Source organism: Streptomyces sp. NPDC051740 (assembly GCF_044453165.1).
Classification (GTDB): domain Bacteria; phylum Actinomycetota; class Actinomycetes; order Streptomycetales; family Streptomycetaceae; genus Streptomyces; species Streptomyces atrovirens.
Map to the genome: position 1 here is coordinate 13,217 of NZ_JBITCL010000002.1, position 20,062 is coordinate 33,278.

Sequence of the window (20,062 nt, forward strand, 5' to 3'; positions counted from 1 at the left end):
GGCCGGCGCGGGAGGCCGCGACGGCCCGTGGTGCGCACGACTCCGGAACGAAGGACGTGCCGGGCCCAGGGGCGGATCGACGCCGAGTCCGGGCCCGGTCGCGTTCCGTGATCCCCGCAGGTGATCCCCGCCGGCGGCCTCGCCGCCGGCCCGTACCGCACGACCGGGAGCGCCTGTGCCACCGGGCTGTAACAGCCTGCGGACAAGGTCGGGTTCGGCCTCGTGGGCGTCGCGGGACGTATGTCAGGATTGGGGCTCGGAGCACATGGAACAAGTGCACCCAAGGGGGGCTTGATGTACGGCAGCAGGGGGGTCGGGGCGTTCACCGGGGGGCGGGCGTCCGCGGTGGTGCTGGGGGCAGCGCTACTGGTGACCGGGTGTTCGTCCTCGGACGACAAGGGGGGTGCGGACGCCGGCGCGGGGATCACCCAGCAGCCGAGGGAGTCCGACCCGTTCTGGGTCAACCCGGACGGCAACGCCGCACGGCAGGTCGCCCGACTGGTCGAGGACGGCAGGAAGTCGGAGGCCGACCAGATCCGCAAGATCGCCCAGCAGCCCGTCGCCGAGTGGATCAGCCCGGAGAACCCCGAGGAGCAGGCCCGCGGCTTCACCGAGGGCGCGGAGAAGGCGGACCGCACCGCGCTGCTGGTCCTCTACAACATCCCGCACCGCGACTGCGGCCAGTACTCGCAGGGCGGCGCCGCCGACGGCGACACCTACCGCGACTTCGTCGACAGTGTCGCCAAGGGCATCGGCGACCGCCCGGCGACCGTGATCCTCGAACCCGACGCGGTACTGCACCTGGTGGACGGCTGCACCCCGGACGAGTTCCACGAGGAGCGCTACGACCTCCTCAAGGGTGCCGTCGCCAAGCTGAAGGGCCTGGAGAACACCAAGGTCTACCTGGACGCGGGCAACGCCGGCTGGGGCGAACCCGACCAGATCCACGAGCCGCTCAAGTGGGCCGGCGTCGACCAGGCCGACGGCTTCTCGGTGAACGTCTCCAACTACTACTCCACCGAGGAGTCCATCGCCTACGGCAAGCAGCTCTCCGCCAGGATCGGCGGCAAGCCCTTCGTCATCGACACCAGCCGCAACGGCAACGGCCCCTACACCGAGGGCGCGGCGGACGAACGCTGGTGCAACCCCCCCGGCCGGGCCCTCGGCGAAACCCCGACGACGAAGACGTCCGACCCCCTGGTCGACGCCTACCTGTGGGTGAAGCGCCCCGGAGAGTCGGACGGCGAGTGCAAGGGCGGCCCGAAGGCCGGCGAGTGGTGGCCCGAGTACGCCCTGAAACTGGCCCAGGGGTCGGAGACCTGAGGGGCGCGGGGCTGTGACATGTGCGGCTACCGCCGCGTGGGCGCGAGGAACCACAGCGCTCCCGCGCCCCTAAGCACCATCCGCGGGAGCGCTAAGGCACTTGCACCCACTGCGCCTTACTGGGCACACCCTCCCCGTCGTTGACGAACAGCATGTACCACCCCGACTGAACCAGGTTCCCGCTCTCGGGCACCGTCACAGTGATCTTGTCCCCGTCCGCCTCGAAGTCCAACGCGACGGACCGCTGATCCACGTCCGTGACGTGAGTGGACGCACTGGGCCGGATCAGCCGCACGCTCTTGACCGACGCCGCGTCCGCGGAGGTGAACGTGCCGGACCCACCGCGTTCGATGGTCTTCGGCCCGCCCGACAGGTCGGGCTGCTCGTCGTCCCCGTACAGGTACGGCGGCGTGTAGATCTCGATGCGCTGTTCGAACTCGCCCGGCTTGGTGTTGGCCTTGTCGGCGTAGAGCGAGTCGGAGCCGAAGACCATCACGCGGCCGTCGGGCAGCAGGACCGAGCCCGAGTGGTAGTTGCGGCCCACCAGCGGGTCGGCGACCCGCTTGAACTCGTTCTTCTCCGTGTCGTAGATCCGCGCCTCGAGGATGTTGGAGTCGCTGCGGCCCCGGTAGTCCTCCGAGCCGCCCGTGACCAGCACCTCGTCGTTCGGCAGGACCGACGCCTGCGGGTAGCGGGTGCCCTTGTCCAGTGACGGACCGTCGACGAACTTCGGGTCGTCCGCCTTGAGGTCGACGATGCGGGTCTTCTCGCTGGAGAGCTGGGACTCGCCGACCCCGCCGCCGCCGATCACCATGTACTTCTCGTCCTGCGCGGGCGGCAGCAGCACCGTGCCGGACGTCTCCATCATGTCCGGGTCGCTCAGCCCGGGGATCTTCTCGAACTTGTTGGTCTCCACGTCCCAGACGCCCGGCTCGCGGCCCACGTCGTCCGGTCCGTAGCCGGCGTTCGAACCCGAGTAGAAGACCTTGCCGTTCTGCATCAGGAACAGCGCCGGGTACGTCGGGAACTGGCGGACCTTGTCGGTGTAGGTCCACTCCTTGGTCTCCGGGTCGTAGATCTCGTTCTTGCCCGGGACGAGCTGGCCGATGTCGTCGAGGCCGGAGACGCTGAGGATCCTGCCGTCGCTCAGGGTGGTGAGCGTCGGGTACCAGCGGGCCTCCTTCATCGGGTCGACCTTGATGTACTTCTCGGCGACCGGGTCGAACTCGTAGGCGTCCCGGATGCCCTGGAAGTCCTTCTTGTCCAGGGCGAGCTTCTCGGCGATGCCGTACGTGTTGCGCGCGTCGGCGCCGGTCAGGCCCTGCACCTCGTAGTTGTCCTGGGTGCCGGTCTCGTACTTGGCGCCTTCCTTCTGCGCCTCGACGTAGATGCGGCCGACACCCGGGGTGTTGCCCAGGAACTCGCCGGTCTCCGGGTCGAAGTTCTTCTCGGCGCGCGGGACGAGCACCGGGTCCTTCGAGACGAAGGTCTTGCCGTTCTCCTTGCCGGTGAACTCCGTGCCGGCGGGCAGGGTGATCGGCTTGTCCGGGTTCTCGTTGTGGACGAGCATCAGGCCGCCGGCCTTCTTCACGTCACCCTTGAGCTTCTCGTACCGCTTGGTGCCGCCCGCGATCAGCAGGTTGCCGTTGGCGAGCTGGGTGTGGCCGGTGCAGAACAGGTCGGTGGGCGTCGGCACCTTCTTGACGGTCCCCTTGACGGGGTCCCAGATCCGGGTGTCGTACTTCTTCGCGTCGAAGTTGTCCTGGTCGTTGCCCGACCCCGCGACGAGCAGCACCTTGCCGGTGCGCAGCAGCGCCGCGTGGATGGTGTTCTGCCGGTACTCCTCGGGGAACTCGACGATCTCCCACTTGCCGTTCTCGGCCTTGTACCCGGGCTGGTCGATCTTGTACTGGTGGTATTTCTCGGTGCCGAAGCGGTACAGCCACGGCCCGTTCATCCCGGCCAGCGCCAGCACCACCGCCGTGCCTATCGCGAGCCGACGGGCGCGACGGCGGCCTGCACGGTCCTTCATTCCTTACGTCCCCCAAGTCCACCAAGGGCGATCTGCATGGTCTGGTCGTTCCCGGGGGCCGCGCCCCCGGTGCCCGCGGCGGGCCCGCCGTGCGAGGCGGCCCACTGGGGCCGGTCCTGCGGGGCGTGCTGCTGCGGCATCTGCGGCGGCGGCGCCTGCGTCCGGGGTTCCTGCCCGGCGTCCGGCTGCCCGCCCCCGGCGCGGGCGCCGGGCTTCTTCCGGTCCTGCCGCATGCCGTGCCGCCAGGCGAACATCGGCGCGGCGGTGATCAGCAGGGCGAAGGTCGCCCAGATCACCATCGCCGGGTGCGAGTGCCCGTAGACGAAGCCCGCGGTGAGGGAGCCGGCGAAGATCAGGATGAAGTACCAGTGGTACCGGAAGGTTCCGAACCAGGTGTCGGGGCTGGCCGAGTCGCCCTTGGGCGTGACCACGAACTTGCTCTTCCTGCGCAGGACGGAGTCGATCAGCGCCTTGGCGTAGAGCGGCGCCGACAGCGCGGACATCACCATGCCGGCCACGCCGCCGGAGCCCTCCGGCTCGTGCGGCGAGACGTTGTGGCGGCGGTTCCAGACGTACAGGCCGATCTGCAGCGCGGAGGCGTTGCCGTAGAGCATCAGCCAGATGGTGGGGTCGATGTTCACACCCGAGGCGCCCAGGCCCAGGAACAGCGCGCAGCTGATCGCCGCGAGGATCCAGTTGAGGGCCGACATCGGATAGAAGATGATCATCATCGTGTAGTTGAAGAGCTTGCTCGGCGGGAGCGAGTGGAAGCCCTTCCAGTACTGCCCGATGATCGTCTCGTACGTACCGCGCGACCAGCGCATCTGCTGGGTGAAGAAGTCGGTCCAGGCGTTGGGGCCCTCACCGACCGCGAGCACGTCCGGGGTGTAGACCGAGCGCCACCTCCTGCCCGTCGCCGGGTTCCTGTGGCGGTGCATCTCGAAGCCGGTCGCCATGTCCTCGGTGATCGAGTCGTACAGACCGCCGATCTGCTTCAGGGCCTTGATGCGCACCGCGTTGGAGGTGCCCACGAACATCGGCGAGCCGTAGCGGTTGCCGGCGCGCTGGATCAGCGCGTGGAAGAGGAACTGCTGGGACTCGGCGGCCTTGGTGACGAAGTTGTCGTAGTTGCCGTACACCTGCGGGCCGATGACGAAGCCGACGTCCGGGTCGCGGAAGAAGCCGAGCATCCGCTCCAGGTAGTTCGGCAGCGGCACGTGGTCGGTGTCGACCGAGGCGAAGTAGTCGTAGTCGTCGCCGTGCGCGTCCAGCCAGGCGTTGTAGTTGCCGTGCTTGGTCTTCGCGCGGTGCGCGCCCTTCGCCTGGTTCCACTTCGCGACGCCCTTGCGGGAGAAGTGGCGCACGCCCAGGCGCGCGCAGACCTCCTTCACCTCCGGGTCGTCGCCCTCGTCGAGCAGCCAGACGTGCATCAGGCCCCGGTGGCGGATCCTGACGGCCGCCTCCAGGGTCTTCGTCACCATCGCCAGCGGCTCCTTGCCGGGCACGAAGGAGGTGAGGAAGGCGACCCGGGTGCCGGTCTCGGGCACCACCGGGATCGGATCGCGGGCGACCAGCGTGGCGTGCGCGTTCGACAGCACGTTCATGCAGCGGAAGAGCTCGATCAGGCCGATCGAGACGAGCATGACGATGTCGAGGGCGGGCAGCCACTCGAACTCCACGTAGTCCCGCTCGGTCCAGTGGGAGGGCTGGAGCAGCCAGAACAGCAGCACCAGCGACAGCACCGGGGCGGCGGCCAGCATCAGCGCGATCCGGATGCGGTGCGGCTCCTGGCCGATCAGCGAGCGGTACTGCACCTTGTACGGTCTGTTCGGATCCGGCTGGGTGAGGGGGCCCGCGAGCCGGCTGTAGTGCTCGTAGTCGTATCTCGGCAGCGTCTTCCTGATCCGGCGGAACGCTCCCGTGTTCCAGTTGCGGTGGCCGGGCACCCTGAGCTGGGTGGTCCGGGACGGGTCGTCGTCCCTCTGGGCGCCCGTCGGCGTCGACGTCATGAGTCATCCCCCCAACACACGGCGGTCGCCGCGTGCTTCGTCGCTTCCTTACGTGCGGTCCGGTCCCCCTCGACCGTCACGGACGTATCGGTTGTGGACCGCTGTCACCACGTCGCCCACACCTTATAGACACGGCACGGCGCTGTTCCGGTTGCATGATGCCCCCCTCGGCATCGCTTCATGAAGCGGGACCCTCGTCCCGCATCACCAGCAACCGGTTTCTTGCCCCCCAACCGCCGCGAATCCGCAGCAACTCGAAGAACCCAGGTTCTACGGTGCCCATCATGATCGCAAGATACGAAACACGGTGTTCACCGGTGATACGGGATCATTGTGAACCGTGGGGAAGAGCCGTGGGGCCGATGTTGCATACGTGCGCCGAGTGTGCTGCGTTCAACGGCCGCGAGGAGGTATTCAGCCAAAAACCGACGGGCCCCTCGTATGCACGAGGAGCCCGTCGGGTCGGTGCGCCGCCAGGGACTCGAACCCCGGACCCGCTGATTAAGAGTCAGCTGCTCTAACCAACTGAGCTAGCGGCGCGCGCTGACGGCGTAACTCTACAGGACCCCGGCGGGTGCTCCCGACCGCCGGCGGCCGGGCGCGGATCATGGATCACTCCCGGTCCCGCCGCCCGTACATCGTTCGGACCGTCAACATGCGCGTGCGGGGGACGGTTGCGAAACTGACCGTCGTGCACGGACGTGGTGAAATCGACCGGGAGTGTGAGGGGAATCGCATGGAGTCTCCGGTATTCGAGGAAATCGATCCGGGGGACGACTGCGACTGCCCCGGCTGCGCGCACTGGCGGCGCGTTCTGCCGCATTCCCGGACCGGCCGCTTTCCCGGCCACCCGGCGGCGGCGCACCGGACCGCTCTCGTCGCGGCCGTCGCGGCGTCGGCCGCGGTCGCCGCGCCCGCGGTCGCCGTCCCCCAGGTCCAGCGGCCCGCCGGTCCGGACGTTCCCGCAGGTGACGAACCGGGCACCCCGCAGGGGACGCGGGCTCCGCTGCACGGTCCCGGCGGTCAGGCGGTCCGGCCCGCGAGCCCCGCACGCCCCGCGCGGGTGCCCGCGATCACCCGCGCGGACATCGTCGAGCGGGCCCGGAACTGGGTCACCCGGAAGGTTCCGTACGGCGTGGGGTCCTACTGGTCCGACGGTTACCGGCAGGACTGTTCGGGTTATGTCTCGATGGCCTGGCGACTGCCCGGGAACGAATGGACCGGCAGCCTCGGGAAATACGCCGAGAGAATCACCAAGGACGAACTCCAGCCGGGCGACATGCTGCTGTTCCACAATGCGGCCGACCCGTACGGCGGATCACATGTGGTCCTTTTCGGCGGCTGGACGGACACCACCCGATCCCAGTACGTCGCCTACGAACAGACCGCGCCGCACACCCGTCGGAAGACCACCCCGTACGCCTACTGGAACAACTCCGCGCGCTATGTCCCGTACCGCTACAAGGGGGTGACCGACGGTGCGGCGGGGGCGGGGGCGTCCCTCCCGACAGGCCGGATCCCGTTCCCCGGAGCGGCGTATTTCGGCCCCGGCGCGGAGAACGAGTACGTCGCCGAGCTCGGCCGGATGCTCGCCGCCCGCGGTGCCGGGCGCTTCTACCCCACTCCTTCCGGACCGCGCTGGACGGACGCGGACCGCGGGGCGACCCGGGCGTTCCAGGAGGCCCAGGGGTGGCGGGGCGCGGCGGCGGACGGGCTGCCGGGGCCGCTGACCTGGGAGCTGCTGGTGACCGGCGGGGGCCGGGACGTCCAAAGTGGAGATTCCGCTTCCGGTTCGCCCGGGGTGCCGGGCTATCCGGGCCGGGCGTCGTTCCGGCCGGGCGCCGTCAACGACCATGTCACGCGGCTCGGGAGACAACTGGTGGAGAAGGGGTTCGGCCGGTACTACACGAAGGGCCCGGGACCGCGCTGGAGCGAGGCCGACCGCCGCAATGTGGAGGCCTTCCAGCGGGCCCAGGGCTGGCGCGGCGGAGCGGCGGACGGCTTTCCGGGGCCGGAGACCTGGCGGCGGCTCTTCCTCTCGTGACGTCCCTTCACGGCATCCCTGGAAGTGACCGGTGTGACGCATCTGGCGCGGAGGCTGGAGGCCCGCATGACCACGACGACATCCCCGATTCCTGAGAACATCCCCGAGCCCAAGGGGCCGGCGGACGCCGGCTGTCCGGACGGCTCCCCGGACAGCCGTCCGGACAGCCCTTCGGACGGCTCGGCGGCTGCCCGGCCGGTCCGGCTGATCCACACCGGGTCCACCACCGAGATCCCCGTCCACCTGCTGTTCCGCGACGCCCCCGAGCCGGCGCCGGTGCGGCTGCGGCCGGCGGTCGTCGCCCGCCGGGCGGACGCGGACGGGAAGGTTCCCCAGGGCCGGGGAACGGGAGAGCGGGCCCGGTCGGTCGTCCCGCGGGTCGACCCCGAGCTGGTGGAGCGGCCCGCGCGGGTGCTGCCCGGCCTCGCGGGGGTGCTCGCCGGGATGTGCGGGGTGGCCGGCTGCGCGGTCACCTCGTGGTGGGCGGGCGTGCTGCCGCCGCTGGTGGCCCAGGCGCTCGGGCCGGAGGCGCGCGCCGGTGCGGCGGGGCTCGGCCCCGCGCAGTGGGCGGCGTACGCGGGGGCCGGGGCGCTCGGCCTGGTCGGGTTCGGCGGGCTGGCCCGCGGGCGGACCGGGCGGGCCTGGGTGCTCGGCCTGTTCGGCCGTTACCGGGGGACCGTCCGGCGGACCGGGCTGATGTGGGTCAACCCGCTGCTGCTGCGCCGCCGGGTCGACGTGCGGCTGCGGCACTGGCGCGGTGAGCCGGTGCGGGCGGCCGACCGCAGCGGGGTCGCGCTGCGGGTGGCCGTACTGGTGGTGTGGCGGGTGCGGGACACCGCGCGGGCGACACTGGGCGTCGAGGACCACGAGGCGTACCTGCGCGCGTGCGTCGAGGCGGCGCTGGTGCGGGTGCCGGTGGCGGCGCCGGGCGCGGGCAGGGGCGCGGTGGAGGCGGCGCAGGACGCGCTGACCCGGCTGGTGGCGGCGGACGCCGCGCCGGTGGGGGTGGAGGTGTTCGCGGTGCGGCCGGTCCGGGTGGAGTACGCGCCCGAGGTGGCCGCCGCGATGCACCGGCGCCGGATCGCCGCGCTGGACGCCCAGCACCGGGCGAGCGTGCTCGGCTCGGTCGTGGACTCGGTGGAGGACACGGTGACCCGGCTGACCACGCGGGGGCTGGTGGAGCTGGACGACTACGAACGCAAGGCGCTGGTGAAGGACCTGACGGTGGCGTTCTGCGCGGGACGGGGGGAGACGGGGCCGTGAACGGCGGGGGAACAGACCCTGCGATTGGTATGGACATGTTCAATCTGCGCCCATAATCTCAGACTTGGTCTAGACCTACCTGCACGGCTCACGGAAACTCCCCCACGTTCACCAGGAGCAGCAGCATGCGCACAAGGACCAAGACGTACGCAGCCGCGGTGGGGCTGGCCACGACCGGAGCACTCGTGCTCTCCTCCGGTGGTGCCAGCGGCCACGGCTACACGGATCTGCCGGTCAGCCGGCAGAAGCTCTGCCAGAACGGCTCGGTGGCCAACTGCGGATCCATCCAGTGGGAGCCGCAGAGCGTCGAGGGGCCGAAGGGCTTCCCCGCCTCGGGTCCCGCCGACGGGCGGCTCTGTTCCGCGGGCAACGCGCCGTTCGCCCAGCTCGACAGCCCGAAGACCCCCTCGGGCGGCGCCTGGCCCACGACCCGGGTGTCCGGCGGCCAGAACTACACCTTCCGGTGGCAGTTCACGGCGATGCACGCCACCACCGACTTCAGGTACTACGTCACCAAGCCGGGCTGGAACCAGGACCACGGGCTGTCCCGGTCCGACCTCGACCTCACCCCGTTCCTCACCGTGCCCTACAACGGACAGCGTCCGCCGCAGACCCTGTCGCACAGCGGCCGGCTGCCGTCCGGGCTCAGCGGGCACCACGTGATCCTCGCGGTGTGGACGGTCCATGACACGGGCAACGCGTTCTACGCCTGCTCCGACGTGACGTTCTGATCCCCGGACACGTCAAAGGGCCTCTCGCTCCCACGAGAGGCCCTTCCAGGTGCGCCGCCAGGGACTCGAACCCCGGACCCGCTGATTAAGAGTCAGCTGCTCTAACCAACTGAGCTAGCGGCGCATGACTCCCGCCGTCCGCTTTCGCGGGCGGCGACAGAGAAAATACTACCCGGTTCACGGGGGTGGTCCGTACCGCCGCCCGGGCACGCTAGATCGTCAGCGACAGCAGCACCGGGGCCGCGCTCCGGTTGAGCGTCTCGGCGGCCCGGCGCAGACGGTGGGCGTGCGCGAGGGGCAGGGACAGCGCCAGACAGCCCACCGAGGAGCCGGCCGTGATCGGGACGGCCGCGCAGACCGTGCCGACCGCGTACTCCTGGAGGTCGAGGACCGGCACGGTGGGCGGCTGCGCCGCCAGCCGGGAGAGCAGCAGCGTGTCACTGGTGATGGTGCGCGAGGTGAGCCGGGCCATCCGGTGCCGGGCGAGGTGGTCGCGCCGGCCGTCGTGGTCGAGCTGGGTGAGCAGGCTCTTGCCCACCGCGGTGGCGTGCGCGGAGTGACGGAAGTCCACCCACTCGTTGACCTTCGGGGTGGCCGGGCCGTCGGCGTACTGGGTGACCTCGACCTCGCCGTCGACGTACCGGCTGATGTAGACGGCGGCGCCCACCCGGTCGCGGAGCCGGTCCAGGGTGCGCTGGAGCTTCTCGCGCAGCGCCTCCTCGTGTCCCTCGGCGGCGCCCAGGCGGGCGAAGGCCACTCCGGTGACGTACGCGCCGTCGGCGATCTGCTCGACGTAGGCCTCGCGGCGCAGCATCCGCAGCAGCGTGGTCAGCCGCTCCGCGGTGAGGCCGGTCTCGCGGGCGATGTCGGTGTCGGTGACTCCTGTGGTGTGCCGCGCCACCGTCTCCAGGACGCGCAGCGCGTCCTGGACCGGGTGGTACGACGCGGTCGGCTCGTGCCTCAGCGCCACGGTTTCCCCCTGCGCTCGCGTATGGGGCCGCAATCCGGTCAGCGAATCGCTTCCACGATAGCCGTCGAACGGCCTAGTGGAAGCGGGGGTTGACAAGAACGCGGCCCCCTCATCTGCGGCGCCGGCCCCCTGGCATATGCCAGGGGGCTGACCCAGTTTTCCTGCCTCGGGTATTGCCCCGCTCACGGCCCGTGGCTACAGCACCGCGCTGAGGAATTCCCGTGTCCGGTCGTGCTCCGGCTCGCTGAAGATCTTCTCCGGCGCGCCCGCCTCGATGATCCGGCCCTGGTCGAACATCAGCACCTGGTCGGAGATGTCCCGGGCGAAGTTCATCTCGTGGGTCACGCAGAGCATGGTGATGTCGGTGGAACGGGCGATGTCCCGCAGCACGTCCAGCACGCCCGCGACCAGCTCCGGGTCGAGCGCCGAGGTCACCTCGTCGAGCAGCAGCACCTGCGGCCGCATCGCCAGCGCCCGCGCGATCGCCACCCGCTGCTGCTGACCGCCGGACAGCTGCCCGGGGCGCTTGCCGAGGTGGTCGGTCAGGCCGACCATCTCCAGCAACTCCCGCGCCCGCTCCTCGGCCGCGTCCTTGGACATGCCGAGCACGGTGACCGGAGCCTCGGTGATGTTCCGCAGCACCGTCATGTTCGGGAACAGGTTGAACTGCTGGAACACCATCCCGATCTTCTTGCGGACCTCGCGGACCCGCTTCTCCGGCGCCGGGAACAGCTGCTCCCCGTCGACGGTGATCGTGCCCTCGTCCGGCTTCAGCAGCGTCATCAGCAGCCGCAGGATCGTGGTCTTGCCCGAACCGGACGGACCGATCAGCGTGACGTGCTTGCCGACGTCCACGGAGAAGTCCAGGTGGTCCAGGACCGTGTGGTTCCCGAACCGCTTGGTGACCTGCTCGAGCCGGATCAGCTCGCCGCTGCCCCTCGGGCTCTCGGGCTTCTTGTCGAACGGGGTGTGGGTGTCAGTGGACAAGGCGTCGCTCCAGGGCTCGCAGGGCAAGGGAGGCCAGGTAGGAGATGACGACGAAGGCGAGGCCGATCACCGTCAGGGGCTCGGTGAACTGGAAGTTCTGCTGCGAGAACAGCCGCGCCTCACCGAGCATCTCCAGCACGGTGATGGCCATCAGCAGCGGCGTGTCCTTCAGCATCGAGATGACGTAGTTGCCGAGCGCGGGCACCACCCTGCGCACGGCCTGCGGCAGGATCACCGCGGTCCACGTCCGGCGCAGCGGCAGGTTCAGCGCCGTCGCCGCCTCCCACTGGCCCACCGGCACGGCCTCGATGCCCGCGCGGTAGACCTGCATCGTGTACGTCGAGTAGTGCAGCCCGATGGCGAAGACACCGGTGGTCAGCGCCGAGAAGGTGACCCCCCACTCGGGCAGCACGTAGAACAGGAAGAACAGCTGCACCAGCAGCGGGGTGTTGCGGACGAACTCCGTCACCGCGCCCACCGGCCAGGTCACCCAGCGCGTCGGCACCCGCGTCAGCAGCGCCCACACCAGGCCCAGCACGAACGAGATCAGCGAACCGAGGACCAGGATCTGCAGGGTGACCAGCAGACCGTCCCAGAAGTGCGGCATGAAGTCGGAGACCGCGCTCCAGTCCCACTCCATCAGACGGCACCTCCCACGTTGGTCGTCTCGGGCCGCTTCGGCTCCACGTCCGCGTCACGGACCGGAGCCTTGCCGACCCCCGCCTTCAGCTTCTTCTCCAGACCGCGCATCAGGCGGGTCAGCAGGAAGGCGATCACGAAGTAGATCAGCAGGACGTACGTGTAGATCTCCGCGCTCTCCTGCAGCGCCAGGCGCACCAGGTTGGCGCTGAACGCCAGGTCGCCCATGCCCATGACCGACACCAGGGCGGTGCCCTTGAGCAGCTCGATCAGCAGGTTGGAGAACGGCGGGATCATCTCCGGCACCGCCTGCGGCAGCAGGATCAGCTTCATCCGCTGCCAGGGCGTGAAGCTGAGCGCGATACCGCCCTCACGCTGGGCCGGGTCGACCGCGGCGAGGGCGCCGCGCACGATCTCCGAGCCGTACGCCCCGTAGGTCAGACCGAGTGCCAGCGTGCCCGCCCACAGCGGCACCAGCTGCCAGCCGAAGGCCGGGGGCAGCACGAAGAACACCCAGAAGATCATCACAAGGGCCGAGGTCCCGCGGAACACCTCGGTGTAGAAGCCGGCGAGGAAGCGGACGATCCACAGCCGGTGGGTGCGCGCGACGCCCACGACGAAGGAGACCGCCGTCGCCAGCAGCGCGCTGAGCACGAGCAGTTGGACGGTGACCCAGACACCCTCGAGTACGCGTTCCCAGAGTCCCGATGTCATCCGCCGCAGAGCTCCTTCGCGGTCATGTCCGTCATCTCGTCCTCGGTGAAACCGAAGGGCTTGAGGATCCGGAGGAGCTCGCCGCTGTCCTTCAGCTTGCGCAGTTCGGCGTTGAAGGCGTCCCGCAGGCGGGTCTCGTTCGGCCGGAAGGCGAAGCCGCCGCCGTCGACGTGCGGCTTCCCGTCGACGATCGGCTTGAAGGCCTCCGTCACCTCGGCCTTGCGGGACTTCTTCACCACTTCGCGGGTGGTGAGGGCGGTCCCGGCGAAGACGTCGGCGCGTCCTGCCTCGACGGCGTTCAGGCCGGCCACCTGGTCGGGGACGATCAGGATGTCGCTCTCCGCGTACCCGGCCTCGACGGCGTACGCGATCTCCGCGTACCCGGTGCCGGTGGCGAACTTCGCCTTCTTCTCGACGACGTCCCGGTAGTCGTGCAGGCCCTTCGGGTTGCCCTTGCGCACGATGAACGAGTCGAGCATCTGGTAGTCGGGGTCGGAGAAGATGACCTGCTGACAGCGGTCCGGGTTGATGTACATCCCGGCGGCCACGACGTCGAACTGCTGCGAGTTCAGCCCGGGTATGAGCGAGCCGAACTCGGTGGGCACGGGCTGCACCCGGTCCACGCCGAGCCGTTTGAAGACGACCTTGGCCAGCTCCGGTGCCTCGCCGGTCAGATCGCCGTTCCTGTCGATGTAACCGAACGGGATCTCGCCGGCTATGCCCAGACGGACGACGCCCGCGGCCTTGAGCCGGTCGAGCAGGTCACCGCCGCCCGTGGCCGCCGCCGTGGGCACGCGGGAACAGCCCGCGGCACCCAGCGCGCCGAGCGCCGCGACCCCCGCGAGCAGCGACCGACGTGAGGGCCCGGAGGTTTCTCGGAATCGTCTCAGTGGTTGTAGTGGTGGAGCCATGGCGGCGCGGCTACCCGAAGCGATGCGGGTTATTCCGGCCAGTTTCGGCCCCGTCCGGCGGCCGGGCGGTCTTGACCGGCGCGGGACGATGGGGGACATGGCAGACCGATATCTCGAGATCTCCCTGGTCAGGCGTGACATCAGCTGCACGGCCCGACTGCTCGACGACCGGGCGCCGATCACCTGCGAAGCCGTCTGGAAATCCCTCCCGTTGTCCGGCGACGTCTACCGGCCGACGTGCCCGCCCCCCGTCCCGTACAGCGCGTGCGCACCCCGCAGCACCAGATCGTCCCGGTGCCGGGCGGCTACCAGCCGCAGCCCGACGGGCAGCCCGTCCCCGTCGCCCCCCACCGGCACGGTCGCCGCCGGCCGCTGAGTCATGCTGAACGGGTACGTGAACGGCGTCCACCCCGTCCACCGCTGATGCCCGGACCCCTTCGGCACCCCCGCGCGGCGGACGCGCTGTTCCTCTCCTGCACCAACCTGCCGACCTACGACGTCATCCCGCAGCTCGAAGCCGAACCGCGCATACCGGTCATCTCGGCCAGCCAGGTGACCGTGTGGGCGGCGTTGCGCCGATTGGGTACCCGAGCGGTGGGACCGTATCAGGCGCTGATCGACGCGTCGGCACGCTCCGGGACCGTACTGCCGGGCCAGGCGTCCGGCTCCGTACTTCCGGGCGTGCCGGGCGTGCCGGAAGAGAAGCAGCAGGAAGGCTGGACATGACCGCACTGGGATTCCTCTACCCGGGCCACTTCGCAGAGGACGACTATCCGCGTATCGAGCAGTTGCTGGGCAGCGACATCCGGGTGGACCTGGTGCACACCGACGTCGGTGAGGACGCGCACCGGGTGGACGCGCTGTTGCGGATGGGCGCGCCCGAGCGGCTGGCGGCGGGCCTGCAGCAGTTGCGCCTCTCGGGCGCCGAGGCGGTGGTGTGGGCCTGTACCAGCGGCAGCTTCGTGCACGGCTGGGAGGGCGCCCACGAGCAGGTGCGGGGCCTCGCCCGGGCGGCGGGCCTGCCGGCGTCGTCGACGTCGTTCGCCTTCGTGCACGCGGCGCGGGAGGTCGGGGCGCGGCGGGTCGCCGTCGGCGCGACCTACCCGGACGACGTGGCCGTGCTCTTCGCCGAGTTCCTGCGGGCCGGCGGCGTGGAGGTGACCGGGGTGCGCGGCTCCGGGATCGTCACGGCGGCGGAGGTCGGCACCTGGGGCGAGGAGGAGCTGTCCGCCCTGGCCCGCGCGGCCGACACCCCGGACGCGGACGCGCTGCTGCTGCCGGACACGGCCCTGCACACGGTGGCGCACATCCCCGCCCTGGAGAAGGAGCTGGGCAAGCCGGTCCTGACCGCCAACCAGGTCACGGTCTGGGAGGCCCTGAGGCTGGCGGACCGCAGGGTGAACGCCCCGGAACTGGGCGCGCTGTTCACCCGGGAGCCGATCGTCCAGGTCTGACCGTTCGTCCCGCACACGGAAGAACCCCGGTCCCGCTTCCGCGGGCCGGGGTTCCGATCGAGCGCCGGGCAGGCCTTGCACCTGCATCTCCCCACAGGAAGTGGGGCGTCTTTCCTTGGACCACCAACGCGTGTCCACTGTCGGGGGGCGACCCCCTCAGCGAGCAAGATGATCGTATCGCATGATCGTCGGGCGCGCACATCGCCGGGTGCCGGAGAAGGGGAGGGAATAACCGGGGACCGTCTCCTGTTACCTCGCGCAGCGAACGTCACACCCCACAGGAGGCACCCCACCATGGCCGCAGACGCCGCAGAGGAGATCCGGGGCACCGCCCACGGCACCGCACCCGTCCCGCTCTCCGTGCTGGACCTGGTGACCGTCGGCGCGGGCCGGACCGCCACCGACGCCCTGCGGACCAGCGTGGACATCGCACGCCTCGCCGAGTCCCGCGGCTTCCACCGCTACTGGGTCGCCGAGCACCACTCCATGCCCGGGGTGGCCTCCTCCTCGCCCGCCGTGATCCTGGCGCACCTCGCCGCGCACACCGGGCGCATCCGCCTGGGCTCCGGCGGGGTGATGCTGCCCAACCACGCGCCGCTGGTCATCGCCGAGCAGTTCGGCACCCTGGAGGCCATGGCGCCGGGCCGCGTCGACCTCGGCCTCGGCCGTGCCCCCGGCACCGACGGCGCCACCGCGGCCGCCCTGCGCCGCAGCGACCGGCTCAACGAGGGCGCCGACGACTTCCCCCAGCAGCTCGCCGAGCTCACCCGCTTCCTCGACGACGACTTCCCCGACGGCCACCCCTACCGCCGCATCCACGCCGTCCCCGGCCCGGTCCAGGCGACGTCACCCGGCGGTGTGCAGTCCCCGCACCGCCCGCCGGTCTGGCTGCTCGGCTCCTCCGGCTTCAGCGCCCGGCTGGCCGGCATGCTCGGCCTGCCCTTCGCCTTCGCCCACCACTTCTCGGCCCAGAACACCGTCCCCGCCCTGGACCTCTACCGCGAGACCTTCCGCCCCAGCGAGGTCCTCGACGCGCCCTACGCCCTCATCGGCGTCTCCGCGCTCGCCACGGACGACGAGAAGGAGGCCCGCCGCCAGGTGCTGGCCGCCGCGCTCAACATGGTCCGGCTGCGCACCGGCCGCCCCGGCCTGGTCCCCACCCCGGAGGAGGCGGAGGCGTACGACTTCAGCCCCATGGAGCGGGAGTTCGTCGACTCCTGGAACGCCAACGTCATCCACGGCACCCCCGACGAGGTCCGCGCCGGCCTCGACGACCTGCAGAAGCGCACCGGCGCCGACGAGCTGATGCTCACCGCCAACGCCCACGGCGGCGACGTACGCCTGCGCTCCTACGAACTGGTGGCCGACGCCTACGGATTGCCCACGCCCGCCTGAACCCCGGGCGTGCCCAGCAGCTCGGAGATGCGGTCCGGCGACACCGGACGGGAGTACAGCCACCCCTGACCGGTGTCGCACCCGATCCGGCGCAGCCTCGTCGCCTGCGCCGAGGTCTCCACGCACTCCGCGGTGACCGTCAGACCGAGCCGGTGGGCGAGCTGCACCATCGCCTCGACGATGACCTCGTCCGCCGGGTTCGGCGGGGCGGCGGCGCGCTCCTCGTACTGGAAGCCCCGTACGAAGGAGCCGTCCAGCTTCAGCACCGACACCGGCAGCCGGCTGAGGTAGGCCAGGTTCGAGTAGCCGGTGCCGAAGTCGTCGATGGCGATGCGTACGCCCATGTCGCTGAGCGCCTTCAGGGCCTGGATCGGCCGGCCGGACGACCCCATCACCGCCGACTCGGTCAGCTCCAGTTGCAGCAGCTCCGGCGCGAGGCCCGTCTCCTTCAGGGTGTCGGCGACGTCCGCCACCAGGTCGGAGTCCCACACCTGCCGGACCGCCACGTTCACGCTGACGAAGATCGGCGGCTCGTCCGGGTGCTCCACCTGCCAGTCACGGGCCTGCCGGCAGGCGGTGCGCAGCACCCAGCGGCCGAGCGGCACGATCGAGCCGTCCTCCTCCGCCAGTGAGATGAACCGATTCGGCGTCAGCGTGCCGAACCGCGGATGGTGCCAGCGGATCAGCGCCTCCACGCCGTGCACCCGGTCGTCCTCCATGCCCACCAGCGGCTGGTACTCCAGCGCGAACTCACCCCGGTCGATGGCCGGGCGCAGCGTGGAGGCGAGGGCCTGGCGGGTCACGCGGGAGGCGTTGCGCTCCGGGTCGAACAGCGTCCAGCGGGCCTTGCCGTCGGCCTTCGCCCAGTACAGCGTCGTATCGGCGGCCTGCATCAGCGCGGTGGGCGTGGTCCCGGCGGCATGCCGCTCGACCACCCCGATCGACGCCGACACCGACAGCCTGCGCCCGGAGAGGTCGAAGGGCGCCTGGATCGCGTCGAGCAGCGACTCGGCGAGGTCGGCGAGCTGTTCGGTGCCGGTGGAGTCCTCGACCAGCAGCGCGAACTCGTCCCCGCCGAGCCGGGCGACCAGCGGGGTGCCGGTCCTGGCCGCGTCCTTCGCGCACTGTTTGAGCCGCTCGGCGACGGCGGCAAGGAGCTGGTCGCCGACGCGGTGGCCCAGGGTGTCGTTGATCGCCTTGAACCCGTCCAGGTCGAGGTAGCACAGCCCGATCCGGCCGGTGCCGCCCTCCTCGTACGGCTCCGCCTCCAGCGCGGCCGTCAGCCGTTCGAAGAACAGGGTGCGGTTGGGCAGCCGGGTCACCGGGTCGTGCATCCGCAGGTGGCGCAGCTGCGCCTGGAGCTCGTGCTGGTCGCCGATGTCGGCGACCGACAGCAGCACGCCCCCGTCGTCGGCGGGCAGCGGGGAGACCGTCACCCGCACCCACAGCGCGTGCCCCTCCGGGTGCTTCAGCCGACGGGTGCAGCGCAGCCTGGAGCGCCGTCCGCGCAGCAGCTCCCGGTAGGCGTGCCAGGTGCGGGCGTCGGAGGCCAGGTCCACCAGATCGGCGGCGACGGCACCGGGCAGGCTCTCCGGATCGCGGCCGAGCAGGGTGGCGAGGGCCGCGTTGGCGCCGGTCACCATGCCTTCGCGGTCGACCACGGCCATGGCGAGCGGCGCGGCCGTGAAGACGGAGCGGTACGACGGCGACGGCTGAGGTGACGGGGACGGCTGAGGTGACGGGGGCGGGGATTCCGTACGCGGAGACGTAGTGATCTCACTCTCTGTGACCGTCGGCCGGTTGAGTTCCGCCGCGGGCGCCGGCCCTTCGGACGTTCCGCTCACCGCTCGCTCCCGCAGTGCACTCGATCGCTGTCCGTGCAGAAAGTCTCAGAGTCTCAGGAAAGTGTGCCGATCATAAGGGCCCACGCCGGGGCCTTCCAGTCACTGTCCGGTCTCCAGGGCGGATCCGCATCCCTGCCCGACCGTTTCTGCTCGCCGGTGGACGGCTTCTGCTCCCCTTCGACCAGCTGTGACGTTCCGTGAGTGTGCGGGGTGCCGGTCCCGCCCGGTCCCGCTCGGATACCCGCGTTTCTCACTCGTCCGGTGCAGCCGAACAGGGCGTAGTACGACAAATACGCACAGTCTGGGTGCGGTGTCCCGTGAACCGTCTCCCGGAGGTCCCTGTGCCGCGTCAGCTCACCCCGAGAGGACTCGGCCGTGAGGCTCTTCGGCGGCGACTGGGACGGCTGGGCCGATCGGGTACATCGGGTGCATCGGGCGCACCGGGTACGTCAGGCGTATGGGGTGTACGCCCCCGGCTGCGCAGCACCGCCGCGATGTGCACCACCATGTCGGCGCTCGCGGCGACCTCGATGGTGAGCGTCCCCTCCGTCGCCGAGCCCTTCTCCGCGGCGCCCTGCGCCCTCACCCGCACCACCGCCCACCACTCCGAGGGCCTGGACACCTGGAACGCCGCCTACCCCCGCCCCGCGCGGAGCCTGGACGCGGTGATGGTGTTCCTCTCCTTCCCCGACTCCCACCCCCTGACCACGCCCGCCGAACTCGCCGCCGACCACTTCCCCGCCACCAGCCACTTCTTCGAGCGGGCCTCCTACGGCAGGTTCACCCTGCGCCCGCACCCCCTGCGGCAGTGGTTCCGCATGCCGCGCCCCTCCACGGAGTACGCCATACGGCGCGACTGGACCGTCGCCCACCGGGCCGCCTACCTGCGGGACGCGCTCGCCGTGACCGACCGGCACGTCGACTTCTCGCGCTACGACATCGTGTACCTCGTCGCCGACCCGGACGCGCCGGGCGTGGACTCCGACGCCACGAAGGTCGTCAACCTGGACACCCCGCTGCGCGCCGACGGCACCGACATCCGCCGGGTCGTCACCGTGTTCGAGAACCACCCCCCGGACCGGCTCGTCCTCGCCCACGAGACCGGCCACGTCTTCGACCTGCCCGACCTCTACCACCGGCCCGTGGACGGCAAGGGCGACTGGGACACCCACGTCGGCGACTGGGACCTCATGGGCAGCCAGTTCGCCCTCGCGCCCGACCTGTTCGGCTGGCACAAGTGGAAGCTGGGCTGGCTGGAGCCCCGGCAGGTGCGGTGCGTGCAGGACGCGGGACCGGTACGGCTGACGCTGGAGCCGCTCGGGGCGGGGCCGGGGACGCCGGTGACGGGCGCCGCCGGGGCGCCGCCCTTCGGCCTCGGCCGGGGCACCAAGCTCGCGGTGGTGCGCACCGGCCCCGACAGCGCGCTCGCCTTCGAGGCCCGGGGACCGGTCGGCAACGACACGAGGGTCTGCCGGCAGGGGGTGCTGGTGTACGGGGTGAGCAGCGGCACCCGGTCCGGACGCGGCCCCATCGAGGTCGTCGACGCCCACCCGCACACCGAGGCGTGCTGGGAGGACTCGGTCTATCCGCCGCTCGCCGACGCCCCGGTCGCCCTCGGCGAGAGCTTCACGGTGCCGGGGACGACCGTACGGGTGGAGGTGGAGGGACGTACGCCGTCGGGGGCGTGGACGGTGAGGATCACCACACGGTAGACGCGACGAAGGCCCCTCGCTTCCGCGAGGGGCC

15 protein-coding genes, 2 tRNA genes and 3 pseudogenes are annotated in these 20,062 nt (G+C 70.8%); 9 read left to right on the forward strand and 11 right to left on the reverse strand.

The window, feature by feature from the left end:
- Positions 1–294 precede the first annotated feature (294 nt).
- Positions 295–1,323 carry a glycoside hydrolase family 6 protein gene (locus ACIA6T_RS03130; protein WP_399444830.1) on the forward strand — a complete coding sequence of 343 codons (1,029 nt, stop codon included), beginning with the start codon at positions 295–297 and terminating at the stop codon, positions 1,321–1,323.
- 91 nt (positions 1,324–1,414) lie between these two features.
- On the opposite strand, the gene ACIA6T_RS03135 is transcribed toward ACIA6T_RS03130, so the two are convergent.
- The 3 genes from ACIA6T_RS03135 to ACIA6T_RS03145 form a co-directional block, all read right to left on the reverse strand.
- The gene (locus ACIA6T_RS03135; protein ID WP_399444831.1) at positions 1,415–3,355 is read right to left on the reverse strand and encodes a galactose oxidase-like domain-containing protein; all 1,941 of its coding nucleotides are present in this window, start codon (positions 3,353–3,355) and stop codon (positions 1,415–1,417) included.
- Positions 3,352–5,364, reverse strand: a complete 2,013-nt coding sequence (locus tag ACIA6T_RS03140) for a glycosyltransferase family 2 protein (protein WP_399444832.1) — start codon at positions 5,362–5,364, stop codon at positions 3,352–3,354. Before ACIA6T_RS03140 ends, ACIA6T_RS03135 begins: the two co-directional genes overlap by 4 nt.
- 466 nt (positions 5,365–5,830) lie before the next feature.
- A tRNA-Lys gene (locus tag ACIA6T_RS03145) sits at positions 5,831–5,904 on the reverse strand.
- Positions 5,905–6,100: 196 nt separating this feature from the next.
- On the opposite strand from ACIA6T_RS03145, the gene ACIA6T_RS03150 reads away from it, so the two are divergent.
- The 3 genes from ACIA6T_RS03150 (at position 6,101) to ACIA6T_RS03160 (ending at position 9,402) form a co-directional block, all read left to right on the forward strand.
- Positions 6,101–7,408 carry a peptidoglycan-binding protein gene (locus ACIA6T_RS03150; RefSeq protein WP_399444833.1) on the forward strand — a complete coding sequence of 436 codons (1,308 nt, stop codon included), beginning with the start codon at positions 6,101–6,103 and terminating at the stop codon, positions 7,406–7,408.
- A gap of 66 nt (positions 7,409–7,474) precedes the next feature.
- Positions 7,475–8,671 (forward strand): SPFH domain-containing protein, encoded by a 1,197-nt coding sequence (locus tag ACIA6T_RS03155; protein ID WP_399444834.1) that lies wholly within the window; start codon positions 7,475–7,477, stop codon positions 8,669–8,671.
- A 125-nt stretch (positions 8,672–8,796) separates the two neighbouring features.
- Positions 8,797–9,402 carry a lytic polysaccharide monooxygenase gene (locus ACIA6T_RS03160; protein WP_399444835.1) on the forward strand — a complete coding sequence of 202 codons (606 nt, stop codon included), beginning with the start codon at positions 8,797–8,799 and terminating at the stop codon, positions 9,400–9,402.
- Positions 9,403–9,452: 50 nt separating this feature from the next.
- On the opposite strand, the gene ACIA6T_RS03165 is transcribed toward ACIA6T_RS03160, so the two are convergent.
- From ACIA6T_RS03165 to ehuB, 6 genes are all read right to left on the reverse strand, one after another.
- Positions 9,453–9,526, reverse strand: a tRNA-Lys gene (locus tag ACIA6T_RS03165).
- Positions 9,527–9,613: 87 nt separating this feature from the next.
- Positions 9,614–10,372: an IclR family transcriptional regulator gene (locus tag ACIA6T_RS03170; RefSeq protein WP_399444836.1), complete on the reverse strand. Its 759-nt coding sequence runs from the start codon at positions 10,370–10,372 to the stop codon at positions 9,614–9,616.
- Positions 10,373–10,567: 195 nt separating this feature from the next.
- The gene (ehuA, locus tag ACIA6T_RS03175) at positions 10,568–11,359 is read right to left on the reverse strand and encodes an ectoine/hydroxyectoine ABC transporter ATP-binding protein EhuA (RefSeq protein ID WP_399444837.1); all 792 of its coding nucleotides are present in this window, start codon (positions 11,357–11,359) and stop codon (positions 10,568–10,570) included.
- On the reverse strand, positions 11,349–11,999 hold the full coding sequence (gene ehuD / locus ACIA6T_RS03180) for an ectoine/hydroxyectoine ABC transporter permease subunit EhuD (protein WP_399444838.1): 651 nt from the start codon (positions 11,997–11,999) through the stop codon (positions 11,349–11,351). Before ehuD ends, ehuA begins: the two co-directional genes overlap by 11 nt.
- The gene (gene ehuC / locus ACIA6T_RS03185; RefSeq protein ID WP_399444839.1) at positions 11,999–12,712 is read right to left on the reverse strand and encodes an ectoine/hydroxyectoine ABC transporter permease subunit EhuC; all 714 of its coding nucleotides are present in this window, start codon (positions 12,710–12,712) and stop codon (positions 11,999–12,001) included. Before ehuC ends, ehuD begins: the two co-directional genes overlap by 1 nt.
- Complete coding sequence (gene ehuB, locus ACIA6T_RS03190) at positions 12,709–13,623, reverse strand: ectoine/hydroxyectoine ABC transporter substrate-binding protein EhuB (RefSeq protein ID WP_399444840.1); 915 nt, start codon at positions 13,621–13,623, stop codon at positions 12,709–12,711. Before ehuB ends, ehuC begins: the two co-directional genes overlap by 4 nt.
- A 97-nt stretch (positions 13,624–13,720) precedes the next feature.
- On the opposite strand from ehuB, the pseudogene ACIA6T_RS03195 reads away from it, so the two are divergent.
- Positions 13,721–13,852: pseudogene (locus ACIA6T_RS03195) on the forward strand (DUF3830 family protein); the annotation flags it as partial.
- On the opposite strand, the pseudogene ACIA6T_RS03200 reads toward ACIA6T_RS03195, so the two are convergent.
- Positions 13,849–14,073, reverse strand: a pseudogene (locus ACIA6T_RS03200) (amidase family protein); the annotation flags it as partial. The pseudogenes ACIA6T_RS03195 and ACIA6T_RS03200 overlap by 4 nt on opposite strands.
- Here ACIA6T_RS03200 and ACIA6T_RS03205 point away from each other — a divergent pair.
- The 3 genes and pseudogenes from ACIA6T_RS03205 to ACIA6T_RS03215 all read left to right on the forward strand — a co-directional run.
- A pseudogene (locus ACIA6T_RS03205) lies at positions 14,074–14,349 on the forward strand (decarboxylase); the annotation flags it as partial.
- Positions 14,346–15,077 carry an aspartate/glutamate racemase family protein gene (locus ACIA6T_RS03210; protein ID WP_399444841.1) on the forward strand — a complete coding sequence of 244 codons (732 nt, stop codon included), beginning with the start codon at positions 14,346–14,348 and terminating at the stop codon, positions 15,075–15,077. The pseudogene ACIA6T_RS03205 and the gene ACIA6T_RS03210, both read left to right, overlap by 4 nt.
- Before the next feature lie 294 nt (positions 15,078–15,371).
- Complete coding sequence (locus tag ACIA6T_RS03215; protein ID WP_399444842.1) at positions 15,372–16,472, forward strand: LLM class flavin-dependent oxidoreductase; 1,101 nt, start codon at positions 15,372–15,374, stop codon at positions 16,470–16,472.
- On the opposite strand, the gene ACIA6T_RS03220 is transcribed toward ACIA6T_RS03215, so the two are convergent.
- Complete coding sequence (locus ACIA6T_RS03220) at positions 16,448–18,316, reverse strand: putative bifunctional diguanylate cyclase/phosphodiesterase (protein ID WP_399444843.1); 1,869 nt, start codon at positions 18,314–18,316, stop codon at positions 16,448–16,450. The two genes, ACIA6T_RS03215 and ACIA6T_RS03220, sit on opposite strands and share 25 nt — an antisense overlap.
- A gap of 494 nt (positions 18,317–18,810) precedes the next feature.
- On the opposite strand from ACIA6T_RS03220, the gene ACIA6T_RS03225 reads away from it, so the two are divergent.
- Positions 18,811–20,028, forward strand: coding sequence for a M6 family metalloprotease domain-containing protein (locus ACIA6T_RS03225; RefSeq protein WP_399444844.1), 1,218 nt, complete (start codon positions 18,811–18,813; stop codon positions 20,026–20,028).
- The last annotated feature ends 34 nt before the right edge of the window (positions 20,029–20,062 follow it).